At 61.3% G+C, this 21,937-nt stretch carries 23 protein-coding genes; 10 read left to right on the top strand and 13 right to left on the bottom strand.

The annotated features are described in order from the left end of the window. The first annotated feature begins 17 nt into the window (after nucleotides 1-17). Complete coding sequence (locus LZ538_RS06850; protein ID WP_249831245.1) at nucleotides 18-3,080, top strand: TonB-dependent receptor plug domain-containing protein; 3,063 nt, start codon at nucleotides 18-20, stop codon at nucleotides 3,078-3,080. 55 nt (nucleotides 3,081-3,135) lie between these two features. Here the strand turns inward: LZ538_RS06850 and LZ538_RS06845 are convergent, their stop codons facing one another. After that, nucleotides 3,136-4,992: a winged helix-turn-helix domain-containing protein gene (locus tag LZ538_RS06845; RefSeq protein WP_249831244.1), complete on the bottom strand. Its 1,857-nt coding sequence runs from the start codon at nucleotides 4,990-4,992 to the stop codon at nucleotides 3,136-3,138. 127 nt (nucleotides 4,993-5,119) lie between these two features. Between LZ538_RS06845 and LZ538_RS06840 the strand changes: the two genes are divergently transcribed. Further along, entirely contained in the window at nucleotides 5,120-6,391 is a 1,272-nt protein-coding gene (locus tag LZ538_RS06840; protein WP_249831243.1) for a calcium-binding protein, read from the top strand. A gap of 257 nt (nucleotides 6,392-6,648) precedes the next feature. On the opposite strand, the gene LZ538_RS06835 is transcribed toward LZ538_RS06840, so the two are convergent. The 3 genes from LZ538_RS06835 to LZ538_RS06825 all read right to left on the bottom strand — a co-directional run bounded on the left by LZ538_RS06835 (nucleotide 6,649) and on the right by LZ538_RS06825 (nucleotide 8,201). Next, nucleotides 6,649-7,044: a DUF6632 domain-containing protein gene (locus LZ538_RS06835; RefSeq protein WP_249831242.1), complete on the bottom strand. Its 396-nt coding sequence runs from the start codon at nucleotides 7,042-7,044 to the stop codon at nucleotides 6,649-6,651. Nucleotides 7,045-7,075: 31 nt separating this feature from the next. Beyond that, the gene (locus tag LZ538_RS06830) at nucleotides 7,076-7,672 is read right to left on the bottom strand and encodes a carbonic anhydrase (protein ID WP_249831241.1); all 597 of its coding nucleotides are present in this window, start codon (nucleotides 7,670-7,672) and stop codon (nucleotides 7,076-7,078) included. Between the two features lie 70 nt (nucleotides 7,673-7,742). Then, complete coding sequence (locus LZ538_RS06825) at nucleotides 7,743-8,201, bottom strand: MarR family winged helix-turn-helix transcriptional regulator (protein WP_249831240.1); 459 nt, start codon at nucleotides 8,199-8,201, stop codon at nucleotides 7,743-7,745. A 121-nt stretch (nucleotides 8,202-8,322) separates the two neighbouring features. On the opposite strand from LZ538_RS06825, the gene LZ538_RS06820 reads away from it, so the two are divergent. Beyond that, nucleotides 8,323-9,345 carry a medium chain dehydrogenase/reductase family protein gene (locus tag LZ538_RS06820; RefSeq protein ID WP_249831239.1) on the top strand — a complete coding sequence of 341 codons (1,023 nt, stop codon included), beginning with the start codon at nucleotides 8,323-8,325 and terminating at the stop codon, nucleotides 9,343-9,345. A 409-nt stretch (nucleotides 9,346-9,754) separates the two neighbouring features. On the opposite strand, the gene LZ538_RS06815 is transcribed toward LZ538_RS06820, so the two are convergent. Beyond that, nucleotides 9,755-10,660, bottom strand: a complete 906-nt coding sequence (locus LZ538_RS06815) for a LysR family transcriptional regulator (RefSeq protein ID WP_430741957.1) — start codon at nucleotides 10,658-10,660, stop codon at nucleotides 9,755-9,757. Between the two features lie 105 nt (nucleotides 10,661-10,765). Between LZ538_RS06815 and LZ538_RS06810 the strand changes: the two genes are divergently transcribed. Both LZ538_RS06810 and LZ538_RS06805 read left to right on the top strand, forming a co-directional pair. Then, complete coding sequence (locus tag LZ538_RS06810) at nucleotides 10,766-11,317, top strand: carboxymuconolactone decarboxylase family protein (protein ID WP_249831237.1); 552 nt, start codon at nucleotides 10,766-10,768, stop codon at nucleotides 11,315-11,317. A gap of 68 nt (nucleotides 11,318-11,385) precedes the next feature. Then, nucleotides 11,386-12,147 carry an SDR family NAD(P)-dependent oxidoreductase gene (locus tag LZ538_RS06805; protein WP_249831236.1) on the top strand — a complete coding sequence of 254 codons (762 nt, stop codon included), beginning with the start codon at nucleotides 11,386-11,388 and terminating at the stop codon, nucleotides 12,145-12,147. 109 nt (nucleotides 12,148-12,256) lie between these two features. Here the strand turns inward: LZ538_RS06805 and LZ538_RS06800 are convergent, their stop codons facing one another. From LZ538_RS06800 to LZ538_RS06780, 5 genes are read right to left on the bottom strand one after another with little or no spacing between them, the layout of a single operon-like run. After that, nucleotides 12,257-13,039 carry an isocitrate lyase/PEP mutase family protein gene (locus LZ538_RS06800; RefSeq protein WP_283937652.1) on the bottom strand — a complete coding sequence of 261 codons (783 nt, stop codon included), beginning with the start codon at nucleotides 13,037-13,039 and terminating at the stop codon, nucleotides 12,257-12,259. A gap of 3 nt (nucleotides 13,040-13,042) precedes the next feature. Beyond that, on the bottom strand, nucleotides 13,043-13,468 hold the full coding sequence (locus tag LZ538_RS06795; protein WP_249831591.1) for a DoxX family protein: 426 nt from the start codon (nucleotides 13,466-13,468) through the stop codon (nucleotides 13,043-13,045). Between the two features lie 29 nt (nucleotides 13,469-13,497). After that, nucleotides 13,498-14,220, bottom strand: a complete 723-nt coding sequence (locus LZ538_RS06790) for an HvfC/BufC N-terminal domain-containing protein (RefSeq protein ID WP_249831234.1) — start codon at nucleotides 14,218-14,220, stop codon at nucleotides 13,498-13,500. Continuing rightward, nucleotides 14,210-15,037: an MNIO family bufferin maturase gene (gene bufB, locus LZ538_RS06785; RefSeq protein WP_249831233.1), complete on the bottom strand. Its 828-nt coding sequence runs from the start codon at nucleotides 15,035-15,037 to the stop codon at nucleotides 14,210-14,212. Before bufB ends, LZ538_RS06790 begins: the two co-directional genes overlap by 11 nt. Nucleotides 15,038-15,039: 2 nt before the next feature. Further along, nucleotides 15,040-15,318 (bottom strand): BufA1 family periplasmic bufferin-type metallophore, encoded by a 279-nt coding sequence (locus LZ538_RS06780; RefSeq protein ID WP_249831232.1) that lies wholly within the window; start codon nucleotides 15,316-15,318, stop codon nucleotides 15,040-15,042. 187 nt (nucleotides 15,319-15,505) lie between these two features. Between LZ538_RS06780 and LZ538_RS06775 the strand changes: the two genes are divergently transcribed. Then, nucleotides 15,506-16,456: a LysR family transcriptional regulator gene (locus tag LZ538_RS06775; RefSeq protein WP_249831590.1), complete on the top strand. Its 951-nt coding sequence runs from the start codon at nucleotides 15,506-15,508 to the stop codon at nucleotides 16,454-16,456. On the opposite strand, the gene LZ538_RS06770 is transcribed toward LZ538_RS06775, so the two are convergent. From LZ538_RS06770 to LZ538_RS06760, 3 genes are all read right to left on the bottom strand, one after another. Then, entirely contained in the window at nucleotides 16,397-16,792 is a 396-nt protein-coding gene (locus LZ538_RS06770; protein ID WP_249831231.1) for a carboxymuconolactone decarboxylase family protein, read from the bottom strand. The genes LZ538_RS06775 and LZ538_RS06770 overlap by 60 nt on opposite strands. Further along, nucleotides 16,789-17,982: an MFS transporter gene (locus LZ538_RS06765; protein WP_249831230.1), complete on the bottom strand. Its 1,194-nt coding sequence runs from the start codon at nucleotides 17,980-17,982 to the stop codon at nucleotides 16,789-16,791. Before LZ538_RS06765 ends, LZ538_RS06770 begins: the two co-directional genes overlap by 4 nt. A gap of 88 nt (nucleotides 17,983-18,070) precedes the next feature. Next, nucleotides 18,071-18,520, bottom strand: a complete 450-nt coding sequence (locus LZ538_RS06760) for a cupin domain-containing protein (RefSeq protein WP_249831229.1) — start codon at nucleotides 18,518-18,520, stop codon at nucleotides 18,071-18,073. 233 nt (nucleotides 18,521-18,753) lie between these two features. Between LZ538_RS06760 and LZ538_RS06755 the strand changes: the two genes are divergently transcribed. The 4 genes from LZ538_RS06755 (at nucleotide 18,754) to LZ538_RS06740 (ending at nucleotide 21,936) form a co-directional block, all read left to right on the top strand. After that, entirely contained in the window at nucleotides 18,754-19,578 is an 825-nt protein-coding gene (locus tag LZ538_RS06755; protein ID WP_283937651.1) for a 3-hydroxybutyrate dehydrogenase, read from the top strand. Between the two features lies 1 nt (nucleotide 19,579). Further along, entirely contained in the window at nucleotides 19,580-20,725 is a 1,146-nt protein-coding gene (locus LZ538_RS06750) for a patatin-like phospholipase family protein (RefSeq protein WP_249831228.1), read from the top strand. Between the two features lie 2 nt (nucleotides 20,726-20,727). Then, nucleotides 20,728-21,321, top strand: coding sequence for an NADPH-dependent FMN reductase (locus tag LZ538_RS06745; protein ID WP_249831227.1), 594 nt, complete (start codon nucleotides 20,728-20,730; stop codon nucleotides 21,319-21,321). Between the two features lie 99 nt (nucleotides 21,322-21,420). After that, entirely contained in the window at nucleotides 21,421-21,936 is a 516-nt protein-coding gene (locus LZ538_RS06740) for a DUF302 domain-containing protein (protein ID WP_249831226.1), read from the top strand. Nucleotide 21,937 lies beyond the last annotated feature (1 nt).

The following is a 21,937-nucleotide window of genomic DNA, read 5'->3' as shown; positions in this document are numbered from 1 at the left end:
GCATCATATGTATCTTTTTGTTCGCGCTGAGGATCGAGAAAGGTCTGGTGCGGATGGGGGCAAACACTGCCGTTTTGCGCCGGCTGCTGTGCGGCACGGCCTTGGTAGCGGTCGCCGGCATTGAGCCAGCGTCCGCTGCCGCAGCCCAGCCCCAGTCTCCAGTAAATGCGATGGCTCAGGGGGTGGCGACGGCGGCGGAGCCTCAGGAGCCTCAAGCGACCCAGACGCCAATCGTCATTACGGGCTCCCGAATCCCGCGGACAAATCTTACGGCAGTGAGCCCGGTCACAGTCGTGCCGAGCGCAGAGATCAAGCTCGAGGGCGCGGTCGCAATCGAGGAGCTGCTCAACCAGCTGCCCCAGGTTCGCCCGGGCCAGGGACTATTCGTTTCGGACGGGGCGACGGGCACTGCCGAAGTCGACCTTCGGGGCCTCGGTCCGGCGCGCACTCTGGTGCTTATCAATAGCCGCCGGGTTGGCCCCGGCGACAAGACGGTGCCCGATATCAACTCGGTTCCGGCTTCGCTCATCCAGCGAATAGAGGTTCTCACCGGGGGCGCCGCCGCGGTTTACGGCTCGGATGCGGTAGCTGGTGTGGTCAATTTCATTCTCGACACCGGGCTGCGTGGCTTACGCGTCGATGCCCAGGCGTCGTTCTTCCAGCACAACAATGACATTGGTCCGCCCTGGAAAGATCTTCTGGCTGAGGCGGGGATCAACCATCCTAGCGGGAACGTGGCCGATGGAGGCCGCCAAGATATCAACGCGGCGTTCGGGCACAGCTTCCTCGATGATCGCGCTCACGTCACAGTCTACGGTGGATACCGAAATGTGTCGGAGATCACGCAGGATCGCCGCGACTATAGCGCCTGTGCCTTCGGGATTGTCGGGGAAGCAAATCCCAACATCACCAGCTGTTCGGGCTCGGAAGCTGCTTTCCCGGGCAACTTCTTCACCTTTTTCGACGTGTTCCAGCTCGGGCCCGACAGGACCTTCGAACCGGGTTTCGTCCCCTATAATTTCGCTCCGTTTAATTACTTCCAGCGTTCGGATCGTCGCTACACCGGCGGCGGCTTTGCCGATTTCGAGATCTCGCAGGCAATCCATCCGTACCTGGAAGTCATGTACATGGACGACCGATCGCTCGCTCAAATCGCCCCGTCGGCCGATTTCCTGACTACGCAGACGATCAATTGCGACAATCCATTATTGTCGGTTCAGCAACGCTCTTTGGTGTGCTTCCCGGGAAATTTTGTCGGTGAGGAACAGGGCGGTGCTCCGATCGAGTTCGTCGATCCTGTCACGGGCGGGAGCTATCTTCGGGGCTCGCTGTTCATTGGCCGTCGCAATGTCGAAGGAGGTCCACGACAGGACGATTTACGACACAAGAACCTGCGGCTCGTTGGGGGATTGAAGGGCGATCTCGGCCGCGGGGTCGTCTATGACGTAAGCTATATTTCCACCGACGCCAGTACCCGCGGCGTGGTCACCGGCGACCTCTCAGTGACTCGCATGAGGCGTGCGCTCGACGTCATCAACGATCCGCAAACTGGACAACCTGTCTGTCGTTCAGTTCGTACCGGCGAGGATGCGGACTGCGTACCCTGGGATATTTTCGTGCTTGGTGGCGTGACGCCGCAAGTAGTCGCCTACATGGACACCGAATCCACTCGGCGCACGAAAGTCACGGAGAAGGTCGCCAACGCGAACAGCACGATCGATCTGGGCGAGTGGGCCCTGCGCAGCCCGTGGTCCGACGAGACGCCTTCGATCAACTTCGGTGCGGAGTATCGCAAGGACCGGCTCGACTTTGATCCCGATGAGGCTGCGCGGAGCGGGGATCTTGTCGGCACGGAGGCGAGATTCCCGATTCACGGTGCGGTCACCATCAAGGAGCTGTTCGGTGAGATTCGCTTGCCCCTCGTCACGAAGCACCTGGTTGAAAGTCTGACCTTCGAGGGGGGCTATCGCCACTCCTGGTACCGGAACTCGGAAAGCAATTTTCGAGCGGATGCGTACAAGCTTGCGCTGGACCTGACCGCAGTTCGCGGATTGCGGCTGCGGGCCAGCCAGCAACGCGCGGTGCGTGCGCCGAACATTGCCGAGCTCTTCACGTCCATCGACAGCTATGAATTTCCAAACGACCCGTGTGCAGGGTCGTCGCCCGACGCGACTTTCGAGGAGTGTGCAAGGACTGGGGTTTCGGCGGCTCAATACGGGCACATACTCGCGGTGCCTGACGCCGGACTTCGCGGGTACAACGCGATTTTCGGTGGCAACCCGGATCTTCAGCCAGAAACGGCGACCACGCGAACGATAGGGATCGTGTTGGAACCGCGATTTGTGCCTGGCTTCAATCTCACCGTCGACTGGTGGGACATCGACCTCAAGGGATGGATCTTCGAGATCGGAGCCGAGGTGATCATGGACACCTGCATCCGAACCGGAGACCCGCTCTTCTGCGGTCGCGTCCACCGGGATTCGTCGGGCTCCCTGTGGCTCAGCCATCAGGGCTTCGTCGACGATCGCAACGCGAACATCGGAACCTTGAAGACACGCGGCATCGATGTCGGAGCGAACTACGTGCGGAAGCTGGGTCGCTACGGGAAAATGAATCTCGGCTTCCTCGGCAGTCGCCAGACAAAAAACGTCGCCGAATTCGCCGGAATCTCCGTGGCTTGTCTCGGGCGCTTTGGCTTTCCCTGTCCGACGCCGTTTCCCCGATGGCGACACACGGCTCGGGTGACTTGGGAGCCCGCGAGCCACTTCTCGCTTTCCCTCAACTGGCGCCACATAGCCGCGGTCGACCTCGCATCGATCAAGCTCCGGCCAGAGGAGCCTTTCTATCCGGGCGACGCGACCATTGGTGCGCAGAACTATCTCGATCTCGCGACGCTGTTCCGCATCACTCCGAATTATGAGCTTCGGTTGGGCGTCAATAATCTGCTCGATAGATCCCCACCGGTCCTCGGCGGAACCGCGAATACAGCGTCAGGGCAAGGCACCAACGGCAACACCTATCCCAGCCTCTACGATGCGTTAGGCCGTTATTTCTTCGTAGGCGTCGCCGTGAACCATTGAAGCATCTCGCGATGATCAATCTCGATCTCGGTGGCAAGCGGACGTTCGGATGCGTCTAGAGGGCCTTGGCCCGTCGCGGAGAAACCTTAGCAAGCTCTTCCTTGCAGTCGTAGGGTAGACCCGGCTCGAAACAAAAGTCCGGTAGTGTGCCACTCCGTCGCCAATAGTCTGCCACCCCGAAATTCTGGGCGATCTGCATGAAGCGACGGTCCCGCCGTACCTCTCGCAAGGAAGGCCGAAAGAGCATCTCGGCCCCGTCACCGGACTCACTGCCATACGGATAGTTCAGGAGCAGCTGGATCACATCGTTGGGGCGGCCGAACTCGCCAAGGGCCTGCGCCAGAAGGCCTGGTTCGAGGGGATCCGCCCGATATTGTGCCGTAAGCTCTGCGACGGCGCGATCGATGTTTTCCTTGGTTGGGTTCGCTTTCGCGTCGAGGAAGCTGATCATCGGCTTGTCGACCACCCAATCGCCGCTACGCGCCATCGCGAGCGCTCGTTTGGCATCACCGTAGCGCATTTCCAGACGCCACCGAGCTCCGATCAGGTTCGGCGCATCGGGTGAAATCCGCTCAGCCTTCGCAAGCACGGTCCGCGCTGCGTCGACCCGACCGGACTGTATCAACGAATTGACATATTCGGTGCTGGCCGCGGACGATCTCGGGTATAGTTCCGCTGCGTTCTGGGCAGCGGTCGCGGCCTCGTCCATGCGCCCTACCTGGCGAAGCATCCACGACCTGCCCATCAGATAGCCGATGTTTCGTGGATAGCGCGCAAGCGCCGCGTCGCTGAGGGCAATCCTTTCGAACCGCGCATTGGGAGGGAGCAGCGCGGCTCTTGCGCCGTAGATTTCGGGGATGTCGATGCCGTGAGCCAACGCGCTGCGTATATCTTTTCGAAGGCTCTCCTTCAGGTCGACAGGCGGATAACCCTCAATGGCTTCTGACTTGCTAATGAGCAGCTTGGCCCACGCTCCGCGCAATTTCGGCGCTTGCTCGGTCACGCGTTGGAAGGCCGCCACGAGCAGCTTAAGCTCCGCTCCTGACCAGCTTTCAAACTTGGCGCACGCATCAAGGTATAATTTTACTGTCATCTCGTCGGCGAGGGCGCGGCCGTTCGCCCGCGTCTCGGCGGCACAAACGACGACCATCGCTCCCCTGGTCTCGGCCGCTCGCTGAACTGGACCCGCACCATCCTGCGATTGGCGCGCGGACCAGTTCCAAAGCACGGATTTATCGACGTTAGATATCAATGTGAGATCCACGGTCGGATCGCCGGCGAGCACGCCTTCACGCACTCTCAGGACGAAATCGGCCGAGTGACGGTCGTGGTCGGCCTCATCTAACAGCCTAAAGTCGGTGTCGAACTCTGTCGCCTTTTCGGTAGCCGCAATGCCTATGCTGCGTGCCAAGGCGAGAGATCGAGGATCTGCCGCCGCGAAGGCGACGGTAGGCTCCTTCGGCCAGCGATCCATCAGGAAACAATATAGCCCGGTAAGCGCGAGCACGGCTGAGAGCGTCGCGGCGGTTATTACTCGTTTCTGGGACTCTGCGATGAGCCCGGACGAACACTCGTTGATCTCCTCGTGGACGACGAGCCGATAGCCGGTTCGGGGGATGCTTTCGATCGTGAAGGCGCCGGGTCCAACCTTCGCGGCGATGCGGCGCACCATCGTGATGACGCGGTTCAGGCTGTAGTCGCCGACATGCACCCCGCCCCAGCATTCATCATAGAGGTGGTTACGGGTCACGACTTGGCCCGCGGCGTCTGCAAGCACCACGAAGACCTGCATAGTTAAAGGCTCAACATGGATTTCGCCGGCAGGACCTCTAACCAACCGCCGAGCTGGGCTTACGAAGAGTGCCCCGAGTGAGAAGTCCTCCCGCATGGCGAGGTCGGCGAGTTTCAGCACGGACTCCCCCATTTGTCCCGTGTGATCAGCAGATCATAAGCTAATCATAAGCACATCCCAATCGCGGATGTGTCAGGAGGCCCCCTTTGATCGAATAGAAGCGTGCGCTGCGCGCGGGGGTACGACCATGCCGACGCTGACCTTCACTGATGGTGCGGATAACTATGTCTCTTCCGGCTCAACCAATCCGGATGATCCGCTGATACTCAATTTCCTTGGCGGCAATGACAGCCTCCGAATCATTTCAAACTACACGGTAGCGCACATGGGGGACGGCGATGATTATGCGCGATTTGACGCAGTCGCCGCCGCCTACGGCGACGCAGGGAGCGATCAATTCGACGTCTATGTGCCGTTCGGCACCTATGAAGGCGGGATCGGAAATGATGTCTTCAACTTCTATCGGAAAGGCATTTACCTCCATGTGAATGGGGATGCCGGAGATGACATCTTCAATTTCTCGGTGGACATGCCTTGGTTCGCGGATCTGTTCGGTGGGCGCCGCAACACCTTTTCCGGCGGCGATGGCAATGATACGTTCTACGCCAACGGACATGAAGTGGCATGGCTCAACGGGGGTGCCGGCGACGATTGCTTCATCGGCCTGATATGGCGAAGTTCGGAAGGTGCGGGCGCCATAGGCGGCACTGGCAATGACACCTATTATGTTGACCCCGCGTCTCCTTACCCCATCGTCGAGAACGCTGGGGAAGGGACAGATACAATCGTCTTGCTTTACGCCTCTGCGCTTTACGCAAAACCGGCGAACGTCGAAAACGTCATCGTTCAAGACTCTTCACCACCGCCCCCGCCCCCGCCTCCGCCGCCGCCGCCACCTCCAGGCACCATCACGGGAGACAATCTCGACAACGCATTGACAGGCACATCCAGTGCGGACGCGATCTACGGCCTCGGCGGAAACGACACGCTTCGCGGCTATGCCGGCGACGACCTCCTCGATGGTGGTACCGGCAATGACCGGTTGTTCGGAGGAACCGGCGCAGACAAACTCTATGGCGGCGACGGCGCGGACCTACTGCGCGGCGATGCTGGTCGCGATGAGATGTGGGGTGGAGCTGGCGCGGATAGCTTCATTTTTGATGATTCACACTTTGGAGGAGCCAGTGCCGCAACGTGCGACGTCATCCATGATTTCAGCGCGGCGCAGGGCGACAAGATTCGTCTGAACCTTGTTGACGCAAACAAGGGCTTGGTCGGCGACCAGGCCTTCGCCTTCATCGGCACGGCTGCCTTCGGCCACGTCGCCGGTCAGCTGCGTTACGAGCAGATCGGCGGGAATACCTACGTTCAGGGCGACGCGAATGGGGATGGGGCGGCGGACTTCTGGATCGGGTTGGACGGCGCTCAGAACCTTAGTGCATTGAACTTCGTCCTATAAGACCGTCCACGGACCCGCGCCTCGTAGCCGACCAATGTCCGAAATGGGTCGAAAGCGGACATTCGCGGTGAGGAAGCGCTAAGTTCAGATCTGCGGGTCCTGGGGAGGCGGACGCCCAAAATCGAGGTTGTCGTAAGCACCGGGCAACCATTCTTGCTTTCGAGTGATGATTTGCCCTGACTGTCCGCGGCACAGGGACAAAAAGAGGCTCGCCGTCCCCCGAGAACGGCGAATTCTCTCTCAACCAGCACCAGCCTTCACGCGATCGCTGGACGCCGAGCAGGCTCGCGCTTCATCAAAACGGCGAGCACGCCGGCAATGATCACAAGCGCCGGGACGTCGCCAATCAGGTGGCCGATCATCATGGGCGTCCGGAATGACTCCCAGCCCATGACCGCCGCATGGGCGAGGCTCGACCATATAACGAACCAAATCAGGGAGCTGTGAGCACTCGGATCCTTGGCTGCGCGGATCATGAAGATGCCAAGCGTAATGTAAACGAAGCAGATCATCATGAAATAGTCATTCGCGGCGGGACTGCCGTGGTGCCATGCCCAGCCCGAAGGCCAGATGAGCAGCATCGGATAAAGTAGGCAGTACAGAGCGCCGAAGACGATCAGGGCAACGGATAGAAGCGGATTGGTCTTGGACATGGGGAATTCCTTTCGATCGTAGTGCGGAATTTCATTTCGAGCGACGCGTACGACCGACATTCTCGGCAACCAGGGTCAGCACCCCGGTATCGATCTCGTAGAAATAGCCGAAGATGTTCGCGGACTTGGGCGTGCCGGGATGGTCGCGGATCAGGGCGACGTCGCTTTTCAGCGACTCCTCGTAATCGGCGATGCACAAAGCCTCGCGCGGGAAGGCATGCGAGATGTCGCTATGCTGCTCGTGGTGGAAGGCATCGATAATGCCGTCGGCGGTGAAGGTCGTCGCGCCGCACTGCGAATGGTGGACGACCACGATATTCTCGATGCCGAACAGGTGCTGGGCGACGGCGATCGAGCGTAGGGCGTCCAACGCTCGTCCACCTGCGACGACGATGGGGAATACGGTCGCGGTAGAGGCAACCTTCCGTCCCTCATCGTCCAGCAGAACCGTCCCTGGATAGGTATCGCCAAGCCGATCGGCGACGATTTCCGGAATCTGGGCGGCCCGCGGGTCGTAACAATAGACGACGACGGTTCGCAGCGGCACGGCATTGGCGAAGGCCTTGCGGATGGCCACCTCGTCAAAGCCGTCGGCGGCGCTGAATGCAAAAGTAGAAAAGCTATTCATGGTCATATCCAATCTAGTGTATATACACATAAGTCGACGCAGCACTGAGAGATATATGCGGCCGGCGACGTCAGCCCGCGGCTCGAGACGCGGATTTGGTGATTGCGGCGATTGCCTTGCGAACGGGTGCTACACCCACCGCACCCAGGCTTTGTTCGAGCGACGTCTGGGCTTGCTCCCATCGGTCTGCAGCCAAGCCAAGCATCGCCTCGCCGGCAGGCAACAAGCTCACAAGTCGGGTACGATGCCGACCTTCCGCAGAAACTGCCAGCAGCCGGCGATCCTCGAGGGGGCGGAGGTTGCGGGTGAGGGTGGTCCGATCCATTTCGAGCTCGTCAGAAAGCGCGCTGATCGACAGTTCACCTTTCGCGGCCACAGTGGCGAGTACGACCGCCTGCGTCGCCCGCAGACCGATCGACCGGAGCTCATTATCGTAAAGCCGAGTGACAGCGCGCGCCGCCGCCCGTGTGCGCTGGAACAAGCAGCGATCGAGCATTCCCTGGGCGGTACGGGACAGGTCGGAAGCCATATCATGTGCATATGCACTATTGCAAAAATTAGGTCAATTACAAATCCAGGGGGCGAAACTCGGCGCTTCGGCGTAAGCTACGCGCGTCTCCGGCTGGTCGCTCCGGAAAGGAGGACGGCAAATGGGCGAGCCACTCAACAGGGTTGTGCAGCTGAGCAAATACGGCGGCCCGGAATGTCTTCGGATCGTTGAACTGCCGACGCCAACCGCGGACGCCGGGGAAGTGCGAGTTCGCCTTCTCGCCTCGAGCATCAACTATACCGAAACTCTGATCAGGCGACATCTCTACCCACAGACGGCGGCCTATAGGGTGCCTTTCGTCATGGGATATGACATCGTTGGAGAAATCGACGAGATCGGCCCAGGGGTCAGTGGTTTTGCCATCGGCGACCGAGTTGCCGACATGACTGTGACCGGATCCAACGCGGCGTATCGCGTACTGAAGGCGAACGACCTTACTCACGTTCCTGCCGACGTTGATCCGGCCGAAGCAGCAACCCTGATCCTCAGCTGGACGACCGCCTATCAGATGCTTCACCGTTCGGGCCGGGCGGCACGCGGCCAGCGAGTGCTTATGCACGGTGCCGGTGGAGCTGTGGGTCAGGCGCTGCTGTCGCTGGCCAAGTTAGCCGGGATTGAGGCGTGGGGTGCGGCTCATGGGAGGTACGCGGCGCTGATCTGCGAGCTCGGTGGCCATCCGATCGACTATGACAAGGAAGACTTCGCGCGCGTTCTGCCGGGTGGATTCGATATCGTCTTCGACGGTATCGGCGAGGATGCGTATCGACATTCCTTCGCCGCACTCAAACCGGGCGGGCTTCTAGTCGCGATCGGATATTCGGCCGGCGCCGAGGCCAAGCAAGGGATGCTCCGCGCTCTTGCCAACATCGCGCGTATGTACCTCTGGGGTCTTATGCCGCGAGGCAAGCGCACTCGGTTCTACTCAATTAACGCCATGCGCGCCCGGCACCCTGAGTGGTTCAAGCAGGACCTCGGATACCTGTTTCAATTGTTGAGCGAGCGCCGAATTAGCCCGAGCGTGGCCAGGCGCATATCATTCGACGAAGTGCCCGAAGCCCATCGGCAGCTCGAGGCCGGCGGACTGCAAGGCAAGATCGTGCTCTGCCCCAAGGAACGGGAATAGCCCCGCTTTGGGTCGAAAGCGTCACCAGCTTTGGGGCTGCTAACGTCAGATCTGCCGGTCGCCAGAGCGGGGAGGCAACCCAATCGGATTGGAGTAATCACCGCGGAAGCACCGATCGTGAGTGCTCCCTGCTGTTTCCCTGCCAAGCGCCAAAAAATTCCCTGTTATGGACTTAGGGAATTCATCGCTGAAAATCGCAGAACTCCGGCGTTACGTAGCCGATTAAGCCGCCCAATACGCGCATGACCACACGCGCTACGCTGTAAATTCCCATAGAGCAGGGAAATTCATTCAGAGACTAGTTCGCGCATGACTGCGAGCACCGCCATTCAGTCTGCGGGCTCCGTCAGCTACGAGCCCCGTCTGCACGAGGACCGCGCGCGGAAAACGCTTGCAGCAGTCTGAACGATCAGACTTGCTCGCTCCACCGAGAGCGGTGGGTGTCCAGTGCCCTGAGGAATGCTCGCACTTTGATCGACAGCAGCCGCGTTGTTGGGAACACCGCCTGAATCGGCACCTCTGGAGAAGCGAATTGGTCGAGCAGCTCGACGAGCCGGCCGTCAGCGAGAGCAGATAATACATGATACCTGAAGACTGCCGCTATGCCGCCGCCGCGGATCGCATGTTCAATGGCTCCCTCGCCGCTGTTGGTCGAAAAGCGAGGGTTGAGAGGAACGCGAATTATGCCACGGCCCGGAAGGTCAAACTTCCATTCCCGGTCGGGAGCCGTCGTATGGAAGGCTATCAGTGAATGCGAAGCGAGATCCTCAGGTTTCGTCGGCACCCCTCGATTGGCAAGATACTTCGGGCTCGCCACCAACATGCGACGGGTCGTGCCGATGCGCCGCGCGATTAAGGCGGAGTCTGAAAGGCTTCCGATACGCACAGCAACATCGACACCTTCTTCAACCAAATTCACGAATCGATCGGAAAGGTTGAGCTCGATCTGAAGATCAGGATTCTCTTCCAACAGATCCGAGACCAGCGGAGCGACATGAATGCGGCCGAACATTAGTGGCGCTGAGATGATGAGACGACCGCGCGGCGACCCGCGTTCCTCCTGAGCCGCGAGTTCCGCTTCCGCCACGTCCGCCAAAATTCGCCTTGAGCGTTCGAGGAAGCGCGCACCGGCGTCCGTCAATTTGATTGAGCGGGTCGTGCGCTGAAGGAGCACCACGCCAAGGTCCATCTCGAGGCCCGCAATCAATCGGGTAACAACCGACGCAGCCACGCCCATTCGACGGGCGGCCGGCGCGAAGCCGCACGCGTCGCAGACAGCCACGAAGGCTCGGATTTCTCGCAAACGGTCTGCCATTGCCTTTTATTGCACATCCAGCAGCAGTGAATTGCAAATTGTAGGGATTATCCCTCGATTCGACAAATATTAGAAGCGGAGACCGAACCACACAAAGGATCACCAATGTCCCGCATTCCAGCTATCGATCTCGACCAGGCACCAGCTTCAGCGCGGCCCATATTAAGTGTTGTGCAGGCCAGTCTCGGCGCCATTCCAAATCTGTTTCGCGTGACGGCAAATTCGCCGGCGGCCCTCGATGCGCTCGTCGGCGCAATTGGCGCTCTTTCGAAAGGGACGATCGACGCGCCAGCACGCGAAGCCATCGCCCTGACGGTCGCGGAGGCGAACAATTGCGATTACTGCGTCTCTGCGCACGCGGTCCTGGGTACTGGTGCAGGGCTGTCCGAAATGGCCATTGAAGACGCGAGGCGCGGCTACGCTGACGATCCGAAGGTCAGTGCTATGCTGGCTTTCGCCCGAAGCCTCGTCAGCAACCGGGGCCGCGTTACAAATTCAGATGTGGAAAGATTGCGCGGCGCAGGTCTGGCGGACGGCGAGATCGTGGAAGTCGTGGCCAATGTCGCGCTCAACATCTTCACAAACTATCTCAACGGGGCCGCTGACACAGAGATCGACTTTCCTGTCGTGAGAGTGGGATTGCCGATCGCAGCCTGACGATATCGCGCGGTCGCTCGAGCGACACCGGGCCGCTGCTTACATCAAACCCGTCGAAAGGACAGACCATGAGTCTCCAGGGAAAGGTCGTCGTGATCAGTGGCGCCGGCACCGGCATCGGCGCGGACGCAGCGAGGGCAATGCGCTCGGCGGGGGCCAGCGTGGTTCTCAATGGAAGGCGGCCCGACAAGATCGAGCAAGTCGCTTCGAGCATCGATGCGACGGGAAAAAACGTTGAATGCGTCGCCGGAGACGTCGGAGACCCAAAGATCAGCGAGCGGATCGTGAAGACGGCAGTCGACCGGTTCGGCGCGATCGACGTACTGTTCAACAACGCAGGTATCTTCGAGCCGAAACCGTTCCTCGAGGTCTCTCAAAGCGATCTAAGCGGCTACTTCAATCTTATGGGTGGCTATTTCGCACTCACCCAAAACGCGGTTCGCCATATGAGGGCGCGCGGCGGAGGGGCAATCATCAGCATCGGCTCGATCTGGGCAATGCAGGGAATCGCGGCCACGCCATCCAGCGCGCCATCAATGGCCAAAGGAGGCATTCATTCACTGACGCGGGCCCTGGCGATCGAGCTCGCGCCGGACAGGATCCGTGTGAACGCGATTGCCCCGGGAGTCGTCGAAACGCCGCTCTTCGATCCACTCCTGACCTCTAACGAGCTGGCCTCCTTCAATGCATTTCACCCGCTGGGAAGAAACGGTCAGCCGAACGACATCACGTCGGCTTTGCTCTTCCTCGCGGATGATTCAGCATCGGCGTGGATCACTGGCGTTGTCCTCCCTGTGGACGGGGGAGTGATGGCCGGCCGCAACTCCTGATGCCCTCAAACGGGAATCTGATGCGAAAGCTGAGCGGCTCCAATATCGGTGCAAAGGCCTCCCGTACCGGAGCCGCAACCGTAATCGCGCCCGGAAGCCACAAACGCGGCTAGGCTATCTCTCGGGCCGCGCTCTCGAGCGCGCTCATTGCAATGAGGTACGGGTAGGGCCCGTGACTAATCCGCGCGACGCCCGCCGCGCTCAGGTCAGCGATCGAAGGCGTGGTCGAGACCCGCATGACATTCAGCGGCAGAGGGGACTGGCGGGCAAGCTGCCGGATCAACTCGAGATCGGTTACGAACGGTACGAACAATCCGTCCGCCCCGGCTTCGGCAAAGGCCTTAGCGCGGCGAAGCGCTTCTTCCACCATCGACGAGTCATGCTCGTCCGCTGGGCGCTGGGCAAACACGTCCGTCCGGGCATTGATGAAGTAGCCCGGGCAGGCGCCGTCCGCGGCGCGCCGGGCCGCCCTGTACCGTTCGGCGGCGTCCTCAATCGAGCGGAGGCCTCCGTCCGCCGGCTGGCTGTCCTCGAGATTGCAGCCGATTGCCCCCGCCTCGATGTTGAGGCGGACGGTTTCGCCGACGCCGACGGCCTCGGCGCTGTATCCGCTTTCCAAGTCGGCGGTGACCGGCACATCGACCGACTCAACAATGCTATGGACGATCTCGATGTTGGTCTCCCGCGGGATCTTCTCGCCGTCCTCAAACCCATGTGCTGCGGCAATGGACCAGCTGCCGGTTCCCACTGCTTTCGCTCCGCCCTTGACGACTGCCCGTGCACTGCCCGCGTCCCAGGCGTTGAACAGGGCCAACGGGGACCCTGCTCGATGCAGGGCCCGAAACTGGGCGGCTCTCTCTTGAATGGACACTGGCTCCGGCCCTTTCGACATCTGTCAGGGAATCTTGAGGAAGCGGTCTAGCGACAATTTCCCGCCGCCAAGCGCAATCAGGGGAAGTAGCAAGCCCGCCCAGCTGAGATGCGTCGGCCAGGCGTCGGGATACACAAAAATCTCAATGACGGCGGTCATCACGAGGAGCGCGCTTGCCGAGATCCGGGTGAATAGGCCGAGGGTCAGGAGGAAGGGAAACAAATGCTCGCTGTAGGCCGAGGCATATGCAGCGATCTCCGGCTTCACCAGCGGCAGTGCATATTCGGAGCGGAAAAGCTCAAAAGCGCTGTCATTCACCGTCAGCCAGCCGTCGACCTTCGTCCGGCCCGACATAAAGAAGACGGCGGCGATGCCGAGCCGCTGGACCAATAGCAGCAATGAGGGCGGCAGAAGCGTTCGAGCTGTCGATGCCATGAAATCGAAGGGCATCCGCCATTGGAGGGATCTGGCCACAGCGGTCATGCGAGATTCCTTTCAGCTGGCGCAACGAAAGCGCCCAAGTTGACGAGCGAGGAGAGTAAGGCGGGGCAGTCTTCGTCAGGATAAAGTCGCGACGCTGCCGCCATCGCCTGGGCCACAGTCTCGCTGAGGCGGATACCGAAGAGGATGCGATGCGCGGCCCGGCCGATCCGCGGCGAATGCATGACGTAGGCCGTGGGTCTCGCGAACAGCGCCCCCTCGGCCTTCCATTCGGGCGTAAGCGGCGATGCGAATGATCGTTGGTGGGCGAGCCAGATGCTCATCGCCGGTGTCGAAAGCCAGCCGAACCGCAGCGCGGGATGCAATGTCAGCCTGGCAAAATTCGCATTGCCGAGCTCCTCAGCCGAAAGAGGCAGGGCATCTGAGGCCATCAGGCTCTCGATGCGCAGCCTTTCCACCCGCGCGACATCCGCCAGATACGGGATATCCGCGATCCACTCCTGCGCTGCCAGCCAATCGGCAAAGCGCTCGCCGTACAGCGCCATGACCGGCCGGCGAGGCGGGCATTCGGACGCGAAGTCGACCGAAATCGCCTGGAACATCTCTGGTCCGACGATTTGTGCGACCACCGGAAAATTGGCGCGCAGCGCCTCGACCGCCCCGTGCACAACCGCGTTGCGATATACGGCGATCGCGCCTCGTGCTGGAGCGCCAAGCGCGGCCGCAAAGTCGCGCTGAAACTGGACGAGATCAAGCGGCAAGGGCCAGCTCTCCGGCCAGGATATTCTGTGCATAGTCCCGCTCGCGCATGAGATCCGCGAAGGGCGGGAGGTTGCCGTCGCGTTCGATCAGAGTGGGCCTGGGGCCGATCCGTGCTGCGAATTGCTCGTACAGGCGCCACACGTGCTCGCTGATCGGCTCGTCGTGGCTGTCGATGAGCAGCGTCCCTTCAGCGTCGAGAGAATGCCCGGCGAGATGCACTTCTCCGACGTGATCTGCGGGGATCGCTTGGAGCCAGCTTGCGGGATCGTAGCCAAGGTTGTGGGCACCGACTGCCACATTGTTGACGTCGATCAGCAAGCCGCATCCGCTGCGGCGTGCAAGTTCGGCGAGAAAGCTCGTCTCGCTCCAGCTGTGATCACTGAGCGCGAGATAATGGGTCGGATTTTCGATCAGGATCTGGCGTCCGAGCGCGTCCTGAACCCGGCCGATATTGGCTGCACACCGGGTCAGCACCTCGTTGGTGCGCGGCACCGGAAGCAGGTCCGGAAAGCAACGGCCATCGAGGCGAGACCAGGCGAGATGTTCGGAGACGAGTGCGGGCTCGAAGCGATCGACGAGGCGCTTCAACGCCCCGAGGTGCTCAGGATCGGGCTCCGCGGAACCGGCAAGCGACATGCCAACTCCATGGATCGAGAGTGGCCGGTGACGGCGAAGCGTTTCGAGCATGGCGATGCGGGGGCCGCCCGCGACCATGTAGTTTTCGGCATGAACCTCGAACCAGAGCCCCGCCGCCGGCGCGGCGAGCGCCTCTGCAAAATGCTCGGCCTTGAAGCCGACACCAGCGGCGGGAACCATGATCAGCGTCCCTTGATTTGGGTCAGCGAGCCTGGACCCTTGGGGGTGTTGATCGCCGTGCAGGTGCCCTTGGCGACATATTTCCAGGAATTGCCCTGGTAATCGCGCTTGGAGGTGCCGGCGCAGGTCGTTCCCGCTCCTGCCGCGCAATCGTTGCGGCCCGCGAGCGAAATCCCGAAGCATTTGTCCTTGTTGGGCTGCGGCTTGACCGGGCTCGCGACGCCTGCCGTCGAAGCGAAAGCCGCGACCGCACCCGCGAGGGCGAAGTTGCTAATCTTCATAATAAAACTCTCCTTGTCGGATCCGAGCCGACAAGACTCGTCGGCCGGTCCTGGATCATGTTCGGAGAAACGGGCGCGACAGTCTCAGACCGAGTGCGCATCGGTTCCATGCACACTGCGCATGACTGCTCTGCTGGCCTGTATCGTTGCGACCGTGTAATGGGCATGCAGCCCTAAACTGGTGGGGATGCTGCCTATGGAAATGCAGCAGGTTCGGTATTTCGTTGCGCTGGCCGGGACGCTGAATTTCACGCGTGCCGCGGAGCAGTGCAATGTCAGTCAGCCAGCGCTGACCCGGGCTATCCAGCAGCTCGAGCATGAACTAGGCGGCCCGCTGTTCCACCGGGAGCGCGGCAACACGCACCTCTCCGAGCTTGGCCGGATGATGTTGCCTTATCTGAAGTCGGTCGAAGAAAGCTGCCGTGCTGCCCGTGACCAGGCGCGCGCTGTGAAACGGCTGGAGCGGGCGACGCTGACCATCGGCACGATGTGCACGATCGGCCCGCAGCTCATCTCCGAGCTATTGGTTCAGTTTCGAACGCAGCACCCGGACGTCGAGGTTCAGATCGTTGACGCCGGCGGACCGCAGATGGTCGAGATGCTGGAGAAAGGCGAACTTGAAGTGGCCATCGTCGGGATCCCGGGAGAGTTGCCCGAATCCCTGCACCAGCTACCAATCTTCGAAGAGCGTTTCGTCATCCTATTACCGCCCAATCATCGGCTTGTGGCGTTCGATGAGATCCCGGCAGCGGAGCTCGATAAAGAGCCTTACGTCAGCCGCTCAAACTGCGAAGTATTCGAGCCGGTGCGCAAGGAGCTGAACAGTCGCGGCGTTTTCCTACGACAGGTATTCAGTTCGCCCCGAGACGATTGGGTGCAGGGAATGATCAAGGCGGGCCTGGGACTTGGCTTCTTTCCCGAGTTCAGCGTCACCGACCCGGATCTGGCTGTGCGTCCTCTCGTCAATCCCAGCTTCAATCGAACGATCTATCTGACGACGGTGAGAGGTCGGCCACATTCTCCTGCTGTCGGCGCTTTTGTCCAGGAAGCGCGCCGCTACCGCTGGCCCACGACCCGCCTACCCACAGGCACGAGTGAGACAATTGTCGTCGGTCAGCAGGTCATGGCAGTCGGCTAAGGCGTTCAAGGCCGCCGGAAAGCCGGAATAGAGCGCGACCTGCATCAGGATTTCCACTACTTCGGCCTTTTCGATTCCCACGCTCGAGGCGGATTCCACATGGACCCTGAGTTGCGGCCCGGCATGACCGCTCGCGGCGAGCGCGGCAATTGCGATCATCTCACGGCTTCTGAGGTCGAGTGACTCGCGGCTGTAGAGGTCGCCGAAGGCAAACTCGATTACCATCCTTGCGAAATCCGGTGCGATCTCGGCGACACCGCTCTTCACGAAATGTGCGAGCTTGTCGTTGGCAAGTTGCTCGGCAACGTCGAGGCCGCGGCGGTAGCGATCGCTCATTGGCTATCCTTCTGGCGCAACCCCCAGCCGAGGACCGCCGCCAAGGTTAGAGCGGCGAACACGCCGCCAATGGCCGCCGCCCAGCCGTAGCTGTCGAAAAGGATCCCGATCACCGCCGAGCCGGCAAGGCCGCCGCAATAATAGGACGAAAGATAGAGGCCGCTGGCCGCAGCCTTGTGGCCTTGCGCAATACGGCCGACGTGCCCCGTTGCGACGGCCTGGGCGAAGAAGGTGCCGACGCCCACCAGCGTCATTCCGATGATGATTGAGGGAAGGTGCGGCACCAAGAGAAGGATCAACCCGAATAAGGCAGCCGCCAGGCTGATCGAGCAGGCCGGTCCCGGACCTATCCTTCGCATTACCGTCCCGGCCGTCGGCGTGGTGATCATCGACGGCAGGAAGACAAGAAAGACGAGGCCGAGTGCCGTCATGGAGAGTGCGTGAGGAGGCCTCATCAGCACGAAGCCCACGTAAGTGAACACTCCAATGAACCCGAAGAGGATCAGGAAACCGATCGCAAAAGTTCGCCTCAGCGCGGGGTCGGCAAGTTGTTCCAGCCAAGGCGCCCAGAATCGGCCCATTCGAGTCACCGGTTCAGGCGCATTTCTGTGCAGAGTCATCGTTACGAGCGCCGCGCCCGCAAGGTTGAGCAAAGCGAAGAAGAGGAAGCTCTTTTCGGCTCCGATGACGCTCGCGACATACGCGGCTGTCAGGCGTCCAACGAGATTGCTCGCCACGATGCCGGTCACATAAGCGGCAAGGGCGTTGGCGGTGCGCACGGCACAGCGTTCGGCAAGGTGGGCCAGCGTCAGCGTGAAAGCCGCCGCCATGAACAGTCCTTGCGACACGCGCAGCAGCGCAAAAATGGTGAGATTTGGAGCGAAGGCCAGAAGCGCGGTCGGAAAGGACAGGAAGAACAGGCTCAGGCCGATGGCCCTCTTGCGCTCAAGCGCGCCGCTAACAACGCCCATCGCAAGGCCGGACACAGCCATCCCAAGGGTCGTCGCATTGGCGGCCAACCCAATCCTCGACGGCGTGACGCCGTATATTTGCGCGAGACTGGGAAGAATCGCCTGCGTCGCGAAAAGGTCGACGAGCGTAAGAAAGCCGATCGCCGCGATAAGCAAAGATTGCTGCAGCGCGAGGCCGGGCGACTTGGCCATTGGCGCAGGGCGAGCGATGTCAATCATGGTCGCTCCAAGCGTGGGGCGTCCCGCCCGGGGGCGAAGGCGGGACGCCTGGAGAGCCGGCGGAGGGGAGGGACGCCGGCGGGGAAGGTCACATGCCGTGGAACACGTCCGACGACAGCAGGACGGCGGGCACCTTGCCATGGTTGACCCAGTAATGGCTCAGCCCATCGGCCTCGCGGCTTATGTCGCCTGCCTTGTGCTGAATGGGCGCACCACAAGCCGAGCTGTACTCGGTGATCGAGCCGCTGACGGTGTAGATCAGCGCAGGCCGATCCTTGTGGCTGTGGAGGGGAACGATTCCGCCGGGCTGCACGACCAGACGGCGCGTCCGCAGCTGGCGGCCATCGACGCCGATCTCGGGCGCAAGGTTGATCGAACCGATCACCGTGTCGGTGACGCCCCTGGGCATCATCGGCGCATTGGCGAGCGCATTCATGCCGGGCTTGGCGCATTGGCTGGCCAGGGCGGGCGTTGCGAAATTGCCAGCCGCGGCAACGGCAATGGCCGCCGTCGCGATCATGGTCTTAAGATTGAACATTGCGGTCTCCTTAGGAAAATGAATCTGGGCGCCGCGAAGCCGGACTGCAGGATGCGAGGGACATCTCCCGTGCGCCATCGGCTGAGGAGCCGGTCTTCGCGACGCCTCATCAAAATGCCGGAGCAGGCCGCGCTGCGGAAATCGCAAGGCGGCATGGAGTTCATGCACGAAACGCATTTCCGAATTGATCCGCCCGCAAGCATCCTAAGCGCCGATTCAAAAGGAGCTTACGGATGGACATGCAGGTCCAGGATCAAATCGAGGTCGCGAGCCCGCTAGCGGGGCGCGTCGCGGTCATTACCGGTTCTACCAGCGGCATTGGCCTCGGGATCGCGCGTGCGCTTGCGCAGGCCGGAGCCGACATTGTCATCAACGGGCTTGGCGATCCGGACGAAATCGAGCGCGTCCTCGGCGAGCTCGAGCGCGAGCACCCGCGCCGCCGGGTCGTCTACAATGGCGCCAACCTCATGAATGGAAATGAGGCTGCCGGCCTCGTCGAGGATGCGATCGCGGGCTTCGGCTCCGTCGACATCCTGGTGAACAACGCCGGCATCCAGCACGTCAGCCCAATCGAGAGCTTTCCTCCAGAAAAATATGAGGCGATCATCGCGCTGAATCTGTCAGCTGCATGGTACACAACGCGTGCTGCGTTCGGGGCGATGAAGCAGAACGGTTACGGACGCATCATCAACGTCGCGTCCGCCCATGGGCTTGTCGCGTCGCCGTTCAAGAGCGCCTATGTCGCCGCCAAGCACGGCATCGTCGGCCTCACCAAAACGGTCGCGCTCGAGGGTGCAGAGCATAATGTCACCTGCAACGCGATTTGCCCTGGCTACGTCTGGACGCCCCTAGTCGAGAACCAGATCGACGACACGGCCAAGGCGCGCGGAATCACGCGAGATGAAGTGATCCGCGACGTGCTTCTCGCAGCGCAGCCCAACAAGCGCTTCGCCGGAGTCGATGAGCTGGGCGCCCTTGCGGCATTCCTTTGCGGTCCGGGAGGCACGTCGATTACCGGGACAGCACTTCCTGTCGACGGCGGCTGGACGGCCCACTGACATGGCCCGGCAGTCTCTCGCGAACGAGGTGGCGGCGCTCGGGCAGACCGTGCTCGTGCTACAGGGCGGCGGCGCACTCGGGGCCTACCAGGTCGGCGTCTACGAGGCGCTCCACGAGGCAGGAATCGCCCCTCAGTGGGTGATCGGCACGTCCATCGGCGCCATCAATGCGGCGCTCATTGTCGGCAACAAGCCCGAAGACCGGATGGAGAAGCTGAGCGAATTCTGGTCGCGCGTGCAGAACGACATGTTCGTGCCAGGCGGGCTCCCTGCCTGGCTCGCCACCGCGACGCGCAACATGCTCGCCGTCAGTGGCGGAGTCCCGTCTTTCTTCAGCCCGAACCCGCTCGCGTTCCTCAGTCCGCACAATAATCTCGGGCCAGAGGACGCCGGCTATTATTCCGTTTCCCCGCTTCGGCGGACGCTCGAAGAGCTGGTTGACCTCGACCAGTTGAACAGTGGCGGGACGCGGGTCACGGTTGGAGCCTCCTGCGTGCGGACCGCTGAGATGCGCTATTTCGACAGCCGCGAAATGCCGCTCTCGGTAGATCATATCATGGCGTCCGGCGCTCTTCCTCCTGGATTCCCGCCCGTTCGCATCGACGGCGAGCTGTATTGGGACGGCGGCATTCTATCGAACACGCCGGTTGAAGTGGTGTTCGACGATAATCCGCGCCGCAACAGCCTCGTTTTCGCCGTTCACATCTGGAATCCGCACGGACCTGAACCAGAGACCATCTGGGAGGTGATGAACCGCCAAAAGGATGTCCAATATTCGAGCCGAGCCGTGTCGCATATCCAGCGACAGCGGCAGATCCACCGCATGCGGCATATCATCGCCGAGCTGAGCAAGCTGGTCCCGGAGGACAAGCGCCGGAACAACATGTTCGCGGACCTGAAAAGCTACGGTTGCCTGACGCGCATGCACGTCGTCCGATTGCTCGCGCCCGCGCTGGATTACGAAGATCACAGCAAGGACATCGACTTCAGCGCGCACGGCATCCGCCGTCGTCGCGACGCGGGGTACAGCGACACGATGAAGACCCTGGAGAATGCACCCTGGCGTGCTCCAGTCGACGAGATCGAAGGGTTCATCCTTCACGAAGCAAGCGGCGGCCAGATGGTCGAGACCGCTGCGGCGCGCTGACCATGTTGCAGCTGACCAACGCGAAACGCTCGATCGCCGTCCTGCTCGGCTCTGTCCGACGGGACCGCATGGGCACTCGAGCTGCGGACCTGGTTGTCCGTGAGCTCAGGGACCGCGGACATGACGTGCACCTGGTTGATCCTCTGAAGCTTCAGCTTCCACTGCTCGATCGCATGTACAAGGAGCATCCGGCTGGCGAAGCGCCCGAGAAACTCGAAAGCCTCGCGCAGCTCTATCGAAGCGTCGATGGCTTCCTGATCGTCAGCGCGGAATATAATCATGGCATTCCGCCGGCGCTCAAGAACCTGCTGGATCACTTCCTGGAGGAGTATTTCTGGCGGCCGTCGGGCATCGTCTGTTACTCGGCCGGAGGGTTCGGCGGAGTGCGAGCTGCAATGCAGCTGCGCATGACCCTTGCGGAGCTTGGCATGCCCAGCATTCCCAGCATTCTGCCAATCCCGCGGATTGCCGAAACAATTGGCGAAGATGGCGTCGCAAGCGAGATCACCGTGCGATCGATGAACCGCTTCCTGGACGAATTCCTGTGGTACGCCGGTGCGCTCGCTCAGGCACGGATGGACGGCACACCTTACTGATCGCAATACGCGCGGCGCATGGACATCATGCCCAATCGCGATTTCACCTGACTCACTGGAAAAGCGACAATCGGCCGGTACTCGAAAAGGAGGCTGGCAATGCGCCGCAGATCGAAAAAACTGGACTCGAAGTTCCTCGCCGTCCTGCTCCTCGCCGGACCCGCGACGGTACTCTCACCGATCCTGGCGCCGGCGCACTCCGCCGTGCCGGTGGCTTCCGCTCCGGCTGAAGGCGTCATCAAGCAGCGCAGCGATTACGGTTTCGATGAAACGATCGCTCGCCTGAAGGGCGATATCGCGTCAAAAGGCATCAGGTTCTTCGACGAAATCGACCATACGAAGCTGGGCGCTAGCGCAGATCTGAAGATCAATCGCTCCACGTTGCTGCTTTTCGGTAACCCACCCCTCGGGGTGCAATTCCTGCAAGCGAACCCGGTGGCCGGTCTCGACTGGCCAGTGCGGATGCTCGTCACGCAGGACGACGACGGATCCGTCTGGGTCAGCTGGACGGACTTCCGCTTCGTCGCCGGGCGCTATCAGCTCACCAACCGTGAAATGCAGATCGCGATGGCGAGCGACGTCGCCGCCTCCATCGCTTCAGCCGCAAGGAAATAGC

Origin of the sequence: Sphingomonas hankyongi, assembly GCF_023516575.1 — a bacterium.
Taxonomy (GTDB): Bacteria; Pseudomonadota; Alphaproteobacteria; order Sphingomonadales; family Sphingomonadaceae; genus Sphingomicrobium; species Sphingomicrobium hankyongi.
The sequence above is the reverse complement of the archived record's forward strand: the minus strand, read 5'-3'. Positions and strand labels throughout refer to the sequence as shown.